The sequence below is a fragment of the Rhodococcus sp. NPDC004095 genome (genome assembly GCF_053604015.1).
In genome coordinates this window covers 1-13,318 of the sequence record NZ_JBSGGS010000007.1, presented here as the reverse complement: position 1 = coordinate 13,318, position 13,318 = coordinate 1, and the positions used below count along the sequence as shown (strand labels likewise).

Here is a 13,318-nt window from a genome sequence, read left to right as displayed (position 1 = left end):
TATGTGCGTGTTGCACATCCGGGCGTGCTAACGACGGGTCGAGCCCGTACCGGGCCGACCGTCCGGTCCCGACGGGTCCCACCCGCCGGCAACAACGCAGCATCGACCGAACCACACGGTCACCGGGCAGGCGAGCGACTCCGCGCCGAGTCGGCCCCTGTCGGGGAAGTGCCGGTTCCGGTGGCGACACCTCGGTCCGCGGCGGGCCCCGCGCGGGCCGCGGCGGTCGCCTCCGTGTACCCGAGCGAGAGCGGCACCGGAACCGCCACCCTCACGACCGCGTCCCAGCCCTCCAGCCGGCACTCGAGCACCGTGGCCCGCGACCGGCCTGCGACTTCGCCGGCAGCGGTGCACGCACCGTCCACCCCGAGATCGGCCACGCCCGCCGCGGCCAAGGCTCCGAGGTCCGCGACGGCCTGCGCCCGGTGCCGGGTCACCAACGCCGAGCCGAGATACCCGACCGCCGCAACAACAGCCACAAGCGCCAGCATCGCGAAGCACGACAACACCGTCGCAGAGCCACGCTCATCCCTCACCGCGACCCTCCCTCATCGACAACCGAGTCCTCGAGCGCTGCAACGGCTTCCGCGGAAACCTCGAGCATCGGAAACAGGGCCGCGTCGACCCGAACGCGCGCGGTCACGAACCCTTCGGCCTCGTGCAGATCGATGCGCGCGCCGTCCGGCGCCACCCGCCGCGCGGCCGGTACCGCCTGGTCGTGGTCTCCACGCGCCGCCAGACGCGCCGCCTCCCGCGCGGCGTCGATGCACCGCACCTGCGCGGTCACGGCGAGCACCGCGCCGACGCACAGAATCACGACCACGACGATCGCCGTCAACGCGATCGCGGCCTCGACCGTGACCGCACCCCGGTCGCCGATTGCCGGGGTGCGGCCGGTGACTACACCGACGTGCTGAGCGCCTTGTCGATGATGCCGGTCAGCGCGGAGACGATGCTGTCGCCGGTGACCACCGAATACAGCACCGCCCCAAACGCCGCGGCAGCGATGGTGCCGATCGCGTACTCCGCGGTCGACATGCCGTCGTCCGCCACCGGGGCCAGCAGCAGGCGCATCCGAAGCACTCGTGCACCGGCCCGAATCGAACGCAGTCCCTTGTCGGACATGACTTTCCCCCTTGATCTTCGTCGCGGCCGTTCCGCGACGACGTGCGTGTGCTGTCACAGCAACCCCTCACCGAGCACGTGTGTGGCGAGCCCGATGACGACCGGGGCGATACCCAGGCACAGGAACGCGGGCAGGAAGCACAGGCCGAGCGGGCCGCTGATGAGCACACCGGCACGTTCGGCTGCCGCCGCGCCGCGGTCCTCGATCGAGGCGCGTTCCTCGGCCGCGAGTTCGGCCATGGCGTCAGCGAGCGCGGATCCGGATCGCGCCGAGCGCCGGGCCATCCGCGACAGCGCCTCGGTTTCGGGGCAGGTGCCCGCGTGCTGCCACGCGATGTCGGGCTCGGCCCCGAGCGCCAGGAGGTTCGCCGCCCGGCGCAGCACCTCCGCGAGTGGATCCGGCGCCTCCTCTGCCACGGCGGCGGCTGCGGCGGCCACCGGCAGGCCGGATCGCATGCACGCCGCAAGCAGGTCGTAGCTGGCCGCGCCCGCCAGCGGATCCGGTGACGCCGGGCCGGCGCGTCGTGGGACGACGTCCGGGACGTGCCCGGGCAGCGCCCGCAGCCGCGCACGGGCGACGGTCGGACCGGGCGCCGCGAGCACCGCCGCGGCGAGGGCGAGCCCGGCCGCGCCGATCATGCCGTCGCCCGGGTGGTGATTCGGTCGGCCCAGGCCAACCCGGCGCAGGCGAGTGCGGTGCCGACGACCAGGAGGATGCCCCCGAGCCCGCCGGACAGCAGCACCCGCACGGGCCCCGCACCCATCATCTGGCCGAGTCCCACGCCGAGCAGCGGTAGCCCGGCGAGGACCGCGGCCGTCGCTCTGGCGCCGGCCATCCCCGACTCCACTCGAGTGCGAAACCTGATCCGCCCCAGCAGATCCGCCCGTGCCGCTTCGAGCAGATCAGCGAGCGCGATGCCGTGCCGTTCGGCGATCTTCCAGGCGGCCGCGATGCGGTCGAGGTCCGAAGCGATGTCCGCGTCACCCGATTCGCCGCGACGGCCCCCGGCGACCAGCCCCTGCGCCGCACTCCCCCCGAGGCGTGCGGTGGCGGCGGCGGACCGAAATGCTTGGGCAACGGAACCTTTCGTCTCGTCCGCGGCGCCGTTGCACGCGGCCTCGGGGTGCGCTCCGACTCGGAGATCGGCGATGACGACCTCGAGCGCCGCGAGGAGGGTCCGGAGCTCCCCCGCATGACGGCGGGTCCGCCGCGATCGCCGCACCCGATATCCCACGGTGCCCACGACCATCGCCGTCGCCGCGCCGGCGGCCGGTTCGACGACCGTCGCGGCCGCGACCGCGGAGGCGGCGAGCGCCACACCGATTCGGGGCAGCGCCCCGTGGACCGCGCCGCGCCGGTCCGGCCGTGGCCGCAGCCGGTGACGTGCCGGCGACGCCGGCACGACGAGCAACGCCACCGCCGCAACGATCAGTGCGGCGGTCACCGGTTCGCCCGTTCCAGCAGAGTGTGCAACCGGTCCGCACCCGGACCCCAGCCCTCGCGCCACGCGGGCACCACCATCACCTCGCCGGAGGAGTTCCTTTCCAGCACAGCTACTTCCGCGAGAGACCGATGGCCGGTCGCGTCCCGGCGGCAATGCAGGACGACCTGCACCGCGGCGGCGAGCTGACTGTGTAGCGCCGCCCGATCCATCCCACCGAGCGCCGCGAGCGCCTCCAGCCGGGCGGGCACCTCCTCGGGCGAGTTGGCGTGGACGGTTCCGGCGCCACCGTCGTGACCGGTGTTCAGCGCGGTGAGCAGATCCACCACCTCGGCGCCGCGAACCTCACCGACGACGATGCGATCCGGCCGCATCCGAAGTGCCTGGCGCACGAGGTGCCGAACCGACACCTCCCCCACCCCTTCGACATTCGCCGGACGAGCGACCAGTCGCACCACGTGCGGATGGTTCGGGGCAAGTTCGGCCGCGTCCTCGACGCACACGATCCGCTGACCCGCCGAGACCGTCGCCAGCAGCGCGGCGAGCAGGGTGGTCTTGCCCGCCCCGGTGCCGCCGATCACCAGGAACGCCAGCCGGGCGGCGACGATGCGGCGCAGGAGCTCGTGCGATTCCGCCGTCAACGTGCCCGAGCGGAGCAACGCGTCGAGGCCCTGTGTGGCCGGCCGCAGCACCCGCAGGGACAGGCAGGTACCCGCCTGCGCGACGGGGGCGAGCACCGCGTGCAGACGCACCCCGAAGTTCGCGCCGGGTGTGCCCGGCAGCCGGCCGTCCACCCATGGCTGGGCGTCGTCCAGTCGCCTGCCCGCGGCGAGTGCGAGACGCTGCGCGAGCCTGCGCACCGCGGCCTCGTCGGCGAACGCGACGGGGGCACGCTCGAGCCCGTGCCCCCGATCGACCCACACCTCGTCCGGGCCGGTGACCAGGACATCCGACACGTCGGGCTGCCCGAGGAGCGGTTCGAGGATCCCCGCCCCGGTCAGTTCGGTCTGCAGGGTCCGCAACGCCTCCAGCAGGTCGGTGTCACCGAGCACCCCGGACGACTCGGCGCGGATCGCCGCGGCCACCGTCGCCGGGGTGGGCGTGTCCGATGTCTGTGCAAGCCGCCCGCGCACCCGGTCCAGCAGGTCCGCGGACACCAGCGCGCTCACGAGTCCCGCCCGGCGGTAGCAACGAGGTCGAGAACCGCCGTGGCCGCGCGGCGCAACGGCGATCGACCGCGCAGCCGCAGCCCGCCGTGTTCGAGCGCGGTGGCCAGACCCGGCTCCGGACGCATCGACGCAAGAACCGGCACGCCAAGCAGATCCGCGATCTCGGTGCCACGTAACCCACCCGGCGCCGGACCACGAACCACCGCAACGACATTGGGATGCTGGTCCCGCAGCCCGGCGAGCAGCGCCTCGGCCGCGGCGACCGCGCGCACTTGCGCGCGAATCACCACGACGACGACGTCGGCGAGGCTCAACGCGAGTTCCGTGACCGTGCGCGAGTACCGCGGCACGTCACACACCACCACGTCCCCGGCGGCGCGACCCGCCTCGACCACGGCGGTGAGCGCCGCCGCGCCCGGCTCCTCGAGTCCCGGCCCGCGACCGCACGACAGGACCGAGACGCCCTCCCCGAGACCGGGCAGCGCGGCGTGCAGCGCAGCAGCCGACACCGCACCACCCTCGACGAGCAGCGATGGCCACCGCAGTCCCGGCCGCTGCTCGGCACCGAGAAGCAGGTCCAGGCCACCTCCGAGAGCGTCGCAGTCGACGAGCAGGGACCGCCGCCCGGGGCACTTGACGGGGCCGGTCAGTGCGAGCGCGGCCGCCAGAGTCGACGCGCCGGCGCCGCCGCGACCACCCACGACTGCGACGACCGGTCCTCTTCCGTCACGCCCCTCGGCGCGCCGGGCGAGGGCGGCCACCAGGTCCGCCTCTCCGGCGGGCAGGCTGAGCACCGATTCGGCACCCACAGCGGTCGCGGCGCGCCATTCGGGCGCCCCGGGCGGGCCGGAGCAAACGAGGTGCACCCCGCCGCGCCGGGGCAGGTTCGCTCCCGCGCACCCGTGGGCCGACTCCGCGTCCACCACGACGTGGGAGGCGCCGACCCACAACCGGCGCGGCGCAGGCGAGGGGTGCTCGACGATCTCGCGGTCGGCCGCAGCACCGGCGCGGCGGACGCCGGAGGACAGTTCTGCATCGGCGGTGAGCACGAGGACCTGCAGCCGTTCCGCGTCCCTTGGTGTGTCCATGCGTCGAGCGTGCGGGCACGGACAGCGGCGCACCAGAGGGTGTCCGCCGATTGTGGAGAACTTTCGTCGCCCGTGGACAACCCTCGCGACCTGCCTCGAAAACGGCGATCCACCAGGAGCTTCGGCACCCGGACCGAAGAAGACCCCCGCCAGGGGGGGAGGAGGCGGGGGTCTTCGGAGTTCAGTCCCGGGGGGTCGGACTGAACACACCTAGATCAAGTCCAGGTGCCCCTGATACTACACCTCGCCGCCCATCCCATCGCAAGTTCAACTGGTCACATGTCCATCTTGCGGCCCGCCGTGCGCGCGGCTGTCCGCGACCGCAGGCCGGACCTCTACTCTGTACCCGTGACGGCGAACACGCAGGAGAGTTCGGGGGATCGGCGCGTGGCCGCATTCTTCGACCTCGACAAGACCATCATCGCCAAATCGAGCATCTTGGCCTTCAGCAAGCCGTTCTTCGAGCAGGGTCTGATCAACCGTCGCGCCGTGCTCAAGAGCAGTTACGCACAGTTTCTATTCCTCGTCTCCGGCGCGGACCACGACCAGACCGAGCGGATGCGCGTCCACCTGACGAACATGTGCGCCGGCTGGGACGTGGACCAGGTGCGGACGATCGTTGCCGAGACCTTGCACGACATCGTCGACCCCCTCGTCTTCTCGGAGGCGGCCGACCTGATCGCGGACCACAAGGCCCGCGGCCACGACGTGATCGTGGTGTCCGCGTCCGGCGAGGAGGTGGTGACCCCGATCGCGCAGGCACTCGGCGCCGACCACTCCGCCGCCAGCCGGATGGCGGTAAAGGACGGCAGGTTCACCGGCGACCTCGAGTTCTACTGTCACGGTGAGGGCAAGGCCCGGGCGATCCGCGAACTGGCCGCGACCCACGGGTACGACCTCGACCGTTGCTACGCCTACTCCGACTCGTCCACCGACCTGCCGATGCTCGAGGCCGTCGGACACCCGACAGCCGTGAATCCCGATCGCACACTCCGCAAGGAGGCCACCGAAAAGGGTTGGCCCGTACTGACTTTCTCGAACCCGGTGCCGTTGCGGGCACGACTGCCCTCGACGTCGACGACCTCCACGATCGCCGCCACTGCGGTCGGATTCGCTGCCGTCGCGGCGGGCGCGGTGACGTACGGAGTATTGCGCCGCCGGCGCTGACACAGGCAAAAAACTGGTATCGATCCAGGCCCGGATATCCCTTGAAGTGCGCGGAGTCACAGGGTACAAAGGAGTTACGGACGAACGGCAGGCCAGGATCGAATCAGAAGAGAAGGTCCGATTCCCCAGTCGGGAGTCCCAGCACGGACACCAGGCACCCACGCGGAGCGCAAGCCACTATAAGGGCAGAGTCATTGTGGGCCTGCGTAACTCGCGCACACGTTGGCGAGAACCTTGCACAAGTTGCAGAGGCGAACCGACGGTACGTGAGCCTACGCCGAGGCCGGATCACAGACCATTTTGCACGCTTGGTAACCAGGTAGTCCGTGCTAGCGGGCGGCGAAGTCGACAGCAGTCGGCAGCGCCGCCCGTTTCATGCGCCGACAGCATCGACGCCGTAAAGGAATTTCCTCCGCTTTCCGCTGTCCCGCAGGCCGATTCAGGGTGCTGCGGCCTCCGCGATGGAAAGCGCCTCCCGGGCACCGGCTTCGAGCGCGCCACAACACAGGATCACCCATCCCCCGACACCCTCGACCGTCCCTGACGCGAACCCGGTGGCCGCATCCCGGTAGGCCTGCTGCCGACGCAGCCAACTGACCTCGGGCACCCCGAGATTGTGCGGATCGAGTCCGGTCGAGACCGCCACCAGACGCGAGGCCGCCCGGGCCACGACGCCGTCACCGGTACCGAACGGCCGCAACGCCAGCAGCTCACCGTGAACCACGGCCGCCAGCACCGGGGCCGGGGCCTTCGTTCCACCGGTCACCAACTGCGCAAGCAGGTCCAGCCGCTCGCCCACGCCCGGTTCGGTACGCGGACGCCCCAGAGCCGCCTCGTCGTCGACCAGCCCGGCCGCAGCCAGCAGGTGCAGCCGCGCCAACGCCTGCAGCGGTGCGCGCTGCCACGTCGAGACCGTGTTCGCCAGCGCGTCCCCGTCGAGCGCCTGCGCAACCCGCAGGGCCCCGGTCAGCACCGGATCTCCCACCTCACCGGCGCCGGGAAGTTCGGTGCTGCCGCCGTCGATCGACGCCGACGCCCGCGCGGCCCGAACCGACGCCTCGGCCGCCGTGGTCGGCCAGCCACGCCGGTTCGTCTTGTGCCGATGGACCTCGCCGAGCGCGTCGCGGGCCCGGTCGGCGGCCTCACGCACGCCGGGCAGGTCCACCAGGGGCTGAAGTGGGTCGTTCACACCGGTCGACGCTACCTGCTGCCACCTACCGACCTCGCACGCAGGCAATCCCCACTCACTCCGGGCCGTCGGGCGTGCCGATCTCCACGCGACCGTCCGAATGCACCACCAGTCCGGGATTGTGGACAACCTCCCAGCGGTAGCCGTCGGGATCCGCGAAGTAGCCGCTGTACCCGCCCCAGGCCCGGCGGGCCCCGGGAACCAGAACGGCCCCGCCGGCGGCCACGGCACCGGACAGCACCGCGTCGACCTCGTCCGCCCCGTCCACGTTGTGTCCGAGCGTGACGGGGGCACGCCCCTCCGCAGCCACAGGAGGGGCGGTCGGTCCGGATTCTCCTGCCATCGCGTCGATCGACCACAACGCCAGGACCACTCCCCCACCGACCTGGAGGAACAACACCTCGCCCGGCACGTACAGCGTCGGGCGCCAATGCAGGCCGTCGACGTAGAAGGCGTACGCACGGGCGACATCGGCCACGCCGAGCGTGACGACATTCACATGCTGCTGCATGCACCCACTGAACCATCTCGAGGTGCAACCCGCCCTACCTGCGGTGTCCATTCGTCGCGCCCGATCGCCGTCGGTCGCCCCGAAACGACCGGTCACCGCAGGAACAGGGGTTGCAAGCGGATGCAACGATGCGCTCGCCTGCGGCTGTGACTACCCTCACAACTGCGCCGATCGACGCGCCACGACACTGAAATGAGGGTACGGCCGACATGACCAGCACCGCCGACACCAGCGCCGCCGAGCACGGGGCCGAGATCTACCCGCCGAGCCCGGCGTTCGCCGCGGCGGCCAACGCCGGCCCGGAACTGCAGGTCGCCGCGGACGCGGACCGCCTCGGCTTCTGGGATACCCAAGCCAAGCGCCTGGACTGGGCGACGCCGTGGTCGCAGGTCCTCGACTGGTCCGACGCCCCGGTTGCGAAGTGGTTCGTCGGCGGCACCCTGAACGTGGCATACAACTGCGTGGACCGGCACGTCCTCGCCGGCAACGGCGACCGCGTCGCCATCCATTTCGAGGGCGAACCGGGCGACTCGCGGTCGCTGACCTACAACGATCTGCTCGCCGAGGTCTCCAAGGCCGCGAACGCCTTCACCGAGCTGGGGTTGGTGGCCGGGGACCGGGTCGCGATCTACATGCCGATGATCCCCGAGGCGATTGTCACCATGCTCGCCTGCGCGCGCCTCGGGCTCACGCACTCGGTGGTGTTCGCCGGGTTCTCCGCCACCGCGCTGCGCTCACGCATCGACGACGCCGCCGCGAAGCTGGTGGTCACCGTGGACGGGCAGTGGCGCCGCGGTCAGGCCGCCCCGCTCAAGCCGGCCGTCGACGAGGCCGTCGCGGGTGCGGAGTCCGTCGAACATGTCCTGGTGGTCAAGCGCACCGGCATCGACGTCGACACCGTCGCCGGCCGGGACCTGTGGTGGCACGAGACCGTCGAGAAGGCCTCGCCCGAGCACGAGGCGCAGCCGTTCGACGCCGAGCACCCGCTGTTCATCCTCTACACCTCCGGCACCACCGGAAAGCCGAAGGGCATCATCCACACCTCCGGCGGGTATTTGACGCAGGCCTCCTACACGCACCACAACGTCTTCGACCACAAGGCCGGTGAGGACGTGTACTGGTGCACCGCCGACATCGGCTGGGTCACCGGCCACTCCTACATCGTCTACGGACCGCTGTCGAACGGTGTCACCCAGGTCGTCTACGAGGGCACCCCGAACTCCCCGAACGAACACCGCCACTTCGAGATCATCGAAAAGTACGGCGTCTCCATCTACTACACGGCGCCGACGCTGGTGCGCACGTTCATGAAGTGGGGCCGGGAGATCCCCGACGCCCACGACCTGTCCAGCATCCGGCTCCTCGGGTCGGTGGGTGAGCCGATCAACCCGGAGGCGTGGCGCTGGTTCCGCGACGTCATCGGTGGTGGTAGCGCCCCGATCGTGGACACCTGGTGGCAGACCGAGACCGGCGCGATCATGATCTCCCCGCTGCCGGGGATCACCGCCACCAAGCCCGGTTCGGCGATGGCGCCGCTGCCCGGCATCTCGGCGAAGATCGTCGACGACGACGCCCACGAACTCGGTGCCGGCGGCAGCGGGTATCTGGTCCTCGACGAGCCGTGGCCGTCGATGCTGCGCGGCATCTGGGGCGACATGGAGCGGTACAAGGACACCTACTGGTCCCGCTACGCCGAGGAGGGCTGGTACTTCGCCGGTGACGGCGCCAAGTACGACGAGGACGGCGCCCTGTGGGTCCTCGGCCGCGTCGACGACGTCATGAACGTGTCCGGGCACCGCATCTCCACCTCCGAGGTCGAATCCGCCCTCGTCGGGCACCACGCGATCGCCGAAGCCGCAGTCGTGGGTGCCGCGGACGAGACCACCGGGCAGGGCATCGTCGCGTTCGTGATCCTCCGCGAGGGCGCGGAGAACACCGGCGAGACCCTGATCGCGGAGTTGCGGGCGCAGGTCTCGACGGAGATCTCCCCGATCGCCAAGCCGCGGCAGATCACCGTCGTCCCGGAGCTGCCGAAGACCCGCTCCGGCAAGATCATGCGACGCCTGCTGCGCGACGTCGCCGAAGGCCGCGACCTCGGCGACACCTCCACGCTGGTCGACCCCAAGGTCTTCGAAGCAATCCGAGGAAAGTAGCGGGCATCGCCCGCGCGGAGAACAGTCCGGCACCGAGTGACGTCGAGGCCCCTTCGCCAACAGGCGAGGGGGCCTCGACGTCACCCACCCTCACCCAGGCAGTCCGCCAATTGATGTACTGCCCATGCGATCTCGTCCCGCTCGATCACCAGAGGGGGCGCGAGCCGGATCGTCCCCTCGTGGGCGTCCTTGGCCAGTACCCTGCGGGACAGCAGTCGCTCGCACACGACCCGCGCCGACGGCTGACCCTCCGCGAGATCGAGGCCGGCCCACAGCCCGCGCCCACGGACGTGCGCCACGGCATCTGCGGGCAGCGTCGCCAGCAGTGAGTGCATGTACTCCCCCAGTTCCCCACTGCGCCTCTGGAACTCGCCGGTTTCGAGCATCCGCACGACTTCGGTGCCCACCACACATGCGAGTGGGTTCCCGCCGAAGGTACTGCCGTGCTGCCCCGGACCGATGACACCCATCACCTCCCAGTCGGCCACCACCGCCGACACCGGAAGAATCCCACCCCCCAACGCCTTTCCGAGAAGGTAGACGTCGGGGACCACCTGCTCGTGGTCGCACGCAAACGTCTCGCCGGTTCGGCCGAGCCCGCTCTGGATCTCGTCGGCCACCATGAGAATGCCGCGCTCGTCGCACAGCCCGCGGACCGCCGCGAGAAAACCGTCGGGAGGTACCCGAACCCCCGCCTCGCCCTGGACCGGTTCGATCAGCACCGCAACGGTGTTCGCGCTGACGGCCGATGCCAGCGCGTCGATGTCGCCGTACGGGACCGTTCGAAACCCTGGTGGGTACGGGCCGAAACCGTTGTGGGCGTCGGGATCCGTCGAGAAGCCGACGATCGCGATCGTGCGGCCGTGGAAGTTGCCCTCGAAAGTGATGATCTCCGCCTGGTCGGGCGGAACTCCCTTGACGTCGTAGCCCCAGCGGCGTGCCAGCTTGAGCGCGGTCTCGACCGCCTCGGCGCCGGTGTTCATCGGGAGCACGGCATCCTTGCCGCACAGGCCGGCGACGGCCTCACAGAAGTCCGCGAACGCCGCGTGCTGAAAGGCGCGGCTGGTCAGGGTCAGCCGGCCGAGCTGCCGCTCCACCACCCCGACCAGCCGTGGGTGGCGGTGCCCGAAATTCAGCGCCGAGTACCCGGCCAGCATGTCGAGGTAGTCGACGCCGTCGACGCCGCGGGCCCACGCACCGCTGGCGACCTCGAGCACCACCGGCAGCGGATGGTAGTTGTGCGCGCTGTGCGCGTCGGCCCGCGCCAGCTCGGCCGCGGTCCGGGACTGCGACGGAACCTCGTTCACGATTGCGCCCCGGGGCTCCAACCCCGCAGTTCCAGTGTGCAGCATTTGATTCCGCCACCGGACTTGAGGAACTCCGACATGTCCACGGGAACGGGGTTGTATCCACGGGCGCGCAGCCTCGACGCCAGAGCCGTCGCCTGCGCGCCGAGCACGACGTTGTGTCCGTCGCTCACCAGGTTCAGCCCCAGGCACCGAGTGTCCGCTTCGGTGGCGATGACAGCGTCCGGGAAGAGCGATCGCAGCAGGGTGACGCTCCGCTCGTCGAACGCGGAGGGAAGATACGCGATCGTACGGTCGTCGAGCACACCCATCGCCGTGTTGAGGTGGTAGTAGCGGGGGTCAACCAACCGGAGCGTCGCGACCCGCTTGCCGAGGTGCCACTCGGCCTCGGCATGCGCGCGTTGGTCGGTACGGAATCCGGTGCCTGCGAAGATCATCTCGCCGACGACGAGCAGGTCGCCGCCGCCCTCGTTGATGTAGCGCGGGCGGCGGGGTTTGCGCAGGCCGTTCGACTCGAACCACCGCATCACGTACTCCGCCTCGGGCGCCCGATGCTCACTGCGGTACCGGGCGCCCAGGGCAACACCGTCGACGACCAGACCGCTGTCTGCGACGAAGACCATGTCGGGCAGCCCCGGAACCGGGTCGACCAGGTGCACACCATGTCCGAGATCCCGGTACACCTCGACGAGAGACTCCCACTGACGCTGCGCCAGCGCACGGTCCACCGGGATCGCGGGGTCCATCCAGTCGTTGATCCGGTATGGAACGTCGAAGTAGGTCGGGGGGCACATAAGGTACTCGTGCCGCGACGGCGGAATCTGCGACGTGGTGGTGCCGGACCTCGACGTCATCGTCATCTCGTACCCCCTCAGGGCAACCGGTGACGTCAGTATCCGCGCCCGCCACCGGTCCCGCCACCGGTACGGAGACGGCGCTGCACACGCGCTCCATCCGATGCACGCGGGTGTCCGGCATGGAACAGCTGTGTGGATACTCCGTGCACATGGGTTGTGTGGTGCCCGGCACCGTCCACTACCGCGGCCGGCCACGGCTCAGGTCGGCGAATCCGACCGCACACCCCGGATCGATGAGGGGGACATGTGCACACGACTTTTCATCAGTGCACACGACTTTTCGTCAGTGCACACGACTTTTCGTCAGTGCACACGACCGTTGCGCGTGCATCGGGTGTGTGGACGCGGCATCGGGTGTGCACAGGGGTTTTCGGTGCCGCGGACGGCGTACCGCCGCCGGCATCGCGGCACCGTCTCCCGTCGGGCCGAGCGCACAGGAGTTCGCCGGTTCACACAGGGGTTGGACGCGTAGCGGGTATGTGGACACCGCATCGGGTGTGTGCACCGGGGTTTTGGCGCCGAAGCGGCCAACTGTCGTGTGCACGCGCCCTGTCGTCGGTACACACGGCCTTTATGCGTGCATTCCGTGTGTGCACGCTCCAACAGGTACGTGCACACGGGTTTTCCGCGCCGGGTAGCGGAATTGTCGTGTGCACACGCCCCGTCGTCGGTGCACACAGCCATTGCGCGTGCATTCGGTGCGTGAACGCGGCATCGGGTGTGTGCACACATGGGTGCTCGGTGCCGCGGACGCCGCCGCACCGGGTACCGCCACCGGCATCGCGGAAGGCCTCCCCACCGGCCGAGCACACAGGAGTTCGCCGGTCCACACAGCCATTGCGCGTGCATGCCGTGTGTGAACGCGGCATCGGGTATGTGCACAGGGGGCTCGATGCCGCGGACGCCGCCGCACCGACTGCTACCGCGGCCTCCCCGCCGGCCGAGCACACAAGAGTTCGGCGGTCCACACCGGGTTGGACGCGTACGCAGGTGTGAGGACGCCGGCATCGGGTATGTGCACGGAGGTTTGGCGCCGGGCCGACCAGCTGTCGTGTGCACACACCAATTCCGCGATTCGCACAGGTATTGCGCGCGGAACCGGTGTGTGCGCGCGGCATCGGGTGTGTGCACACCGGTTTTCGGTGGCGCGGGATGTCGCCACACCGGAACCGCCGGCCGGCTCCCAAACGGGGAAAACACCCCAGAAATGCCGGTTGCCCGGGACCAGAAGAAAACTCCTGATCCCGGGCAACCGGGGATGTTATGTACGGCGGTGTCCTACTCTCCCACACCCTGTCGAGTGCAGTACC

Annotated in this window: 13 protein-coding genes; 2 read left to right on the top strand and 11 right to left on the bottom strand. The window is 70.3% G+C overall.

Features of this window, described 5'->3' with window-relative positions; translation table 11 throughout:
- Positions 1–119: 119 nt before the first annotated feature.
- From ACWEPG_RS14860 to ssd, 7 genes are read right to left on the bottom strand one after another with little or no spacing between them, the layout of a single operon-like run.
- Positions 120–536, bottom strand: a complete 417-nt coding sequence (locus ACWEPG_RS14860) for an Rv3654c family TadE-like protein (protein ID WP_452594695.1) — start codon at positions 534–536, stop codon at positions 120–122.
- Entirely contained in the window at positions 533–880 is a 348-nt protein-coding gene (locus tag ACWEPG_RS14855) for a TadE family type IV pilus minor pilin (RefSeq protein WP_450112462.1), read from the bottom strand. The genes ACWEPG_RS14860 and ACWEPG_RS14855 overlap by 4 nt, the downstream gene beginning before the upstream one ends.
- A gap of 20 nt (positions 881–900) precedes the next feature.
- Positions 901–1,125, bottom strand: coding sequence for a DUF4244 domain-containing protein (locus ACWEPG_RS14850; RefSeq protein ID WP_452594694.1), 225 nt, complete (start codon positions 1,123–1,125; stop codon positions 901–903).
- A gap of 54 nt (positions 1,126–1,179) precedes the next feature.
- The gene (locus ACWEPG_RS14845; protein WP_452594693.1) at positions 1,180–1,764 is read right to left on the bottom strand and encodes a type II secretion system F family protein; all 585 of its coding nucleotides are present in this window, start codon (positions 1,762–1,764) and stop codon (positions 1,180–1,182) included.
- Positions 1,761–2,570, bottom strand: coding sequence for a type II secretion system F family protein (locus ACWEPG_RS14840; protein WP_452594692.1), 810 nt, complete (start codon positions 2,568–2,570; stop codon positions 1,761–1,763). Before ACWEPG_RS14840 ends, ACWEPG_RS14845 begins: the two co-directional genes overlap by 4 nt.
- Positions 2,567–3,736, bottom strand: coding sequence for a TadA family conjugal transfer-associated ATPase (locus ACWEPG_RS14835; protein ID WP_452594691.1), 1,170 nt, complete (start codon positions 3,734–3,736; stop codon positions 2,567–2,569). The genes ACWEPG_RS14840 and ACWEPG_RS14835 overlap by 4 nt, the downstream gene beginning before the upstream one ends.
- Positions 3,733–4,824, bottom strand: a complete 1,092-nt coding sequence (gene ssd, locus ACWEPG_RS14830) for a septum site-determining protein Ssd (RefSeq protein ID WP_450112449.1) — start codon at positions 4,822–4,824, stop codon at positions 3,733–3,735. The genes ACWEPG_RS14835 and ssd overlap by 4 nt, the downstream gene beginning before the upstream one ends.
- A 279-nt stretch (positions 4,825–5,103) precedes the next feature.
- Between ssd and ACWEPG_RS14825 the strand changes: the two genes are divergently transcribed.
- Positions 5,104–5,991, top strand: coding sequence for an HAD family hydrolase (locus tag ACWEPG_RS14825; RefSeq protein ID WP_450112450.1), 888 nt, complete (start codon positions 5,104–5,106; stop codon positions 5,989–5,991).
- A gap of 439 nt (positions 5,992–6,430) precedes the next feature.
- On the opposite strand, the gene ACWEPG_RS14820 is transcribed toward ACWEPG_RS14825, so the two are convergent.
- Together ACWEPG_RS14820 and ACWEPG_RS14815 are read right to left on the bottom strand one after the other, a co-directional pair.
- Positions 6,431–7,180: an oxidoreductase gene (locus ACWEPG_RS14820; RefSeq protein ID WP_450112451.1), complete on the bottom strand. Its 750-nt coding sequence runs from the start codon at positions 7,178–7,180 to the stop codon at positions 6,431–6,433.
- A gap of 55 nt (positions 7,181–7,235) precedes the next feature.
- Positions 7,236–7,691, bottom strand: a complete 456-nt coding sequence (locus tag ACWEPG_RS14815) for a VOC family protein (RefSeq protein WP_450112452.1) — start codon at positions 7,689–7,691, stop codon at positions 7,236–7,238.
- 209 nt (positions 7,692–7,900) lie between these two features.
- Here ACWEPG_RS14815 and acs point away from each other — a divergent pair, with 209 nt between their 5' ends.
- Positions 7,901–9,844 (top strand): acetate--CoA ligase, encoded by a 1,944-nt coding sequence (gene acs / locus ACWEPG_RS14810; RefSeq protein WP_452594690.1) that lies wholly within the window; start codon positions 7,901–7,903, stop codon positions 9,842–9,844.
- Positions 9,845–9,924: 80 nt separating this feature from the next.
- Here the strand turns inward: acs and rocD are convergent, their stop codons facing one another.
- The gene (gene rocD, locus ACWEPG_RS14805) at positions 9,925–11,151 is read right to left on the bottom strand and encodes an ornithine--oxo-acid transaminase (RefSeq protein ID WP_452594689.1); all 1,227 of its coding nucleotides are present in this window, start codon (positions 11,149–11,151) and stop codon (positions 9,925–9,927) included.
- On the bottom strand, positions 11,148–12,005 hold the full coding sequence (ddaH, locus tag ACWEPG_RS14800; RefSeq protein ID WP_452594688.1) for a dimethylargininase: 858 nt from the start codon (positions 12,003–12,005) through the stop codon (positions 11,148–11,150). Before ddaH ends, rocD begins: the two co-directional genes overlap by 4 nt.
- Positions 12,006–13,318: the final 1,313 nt, after the last annotated feature.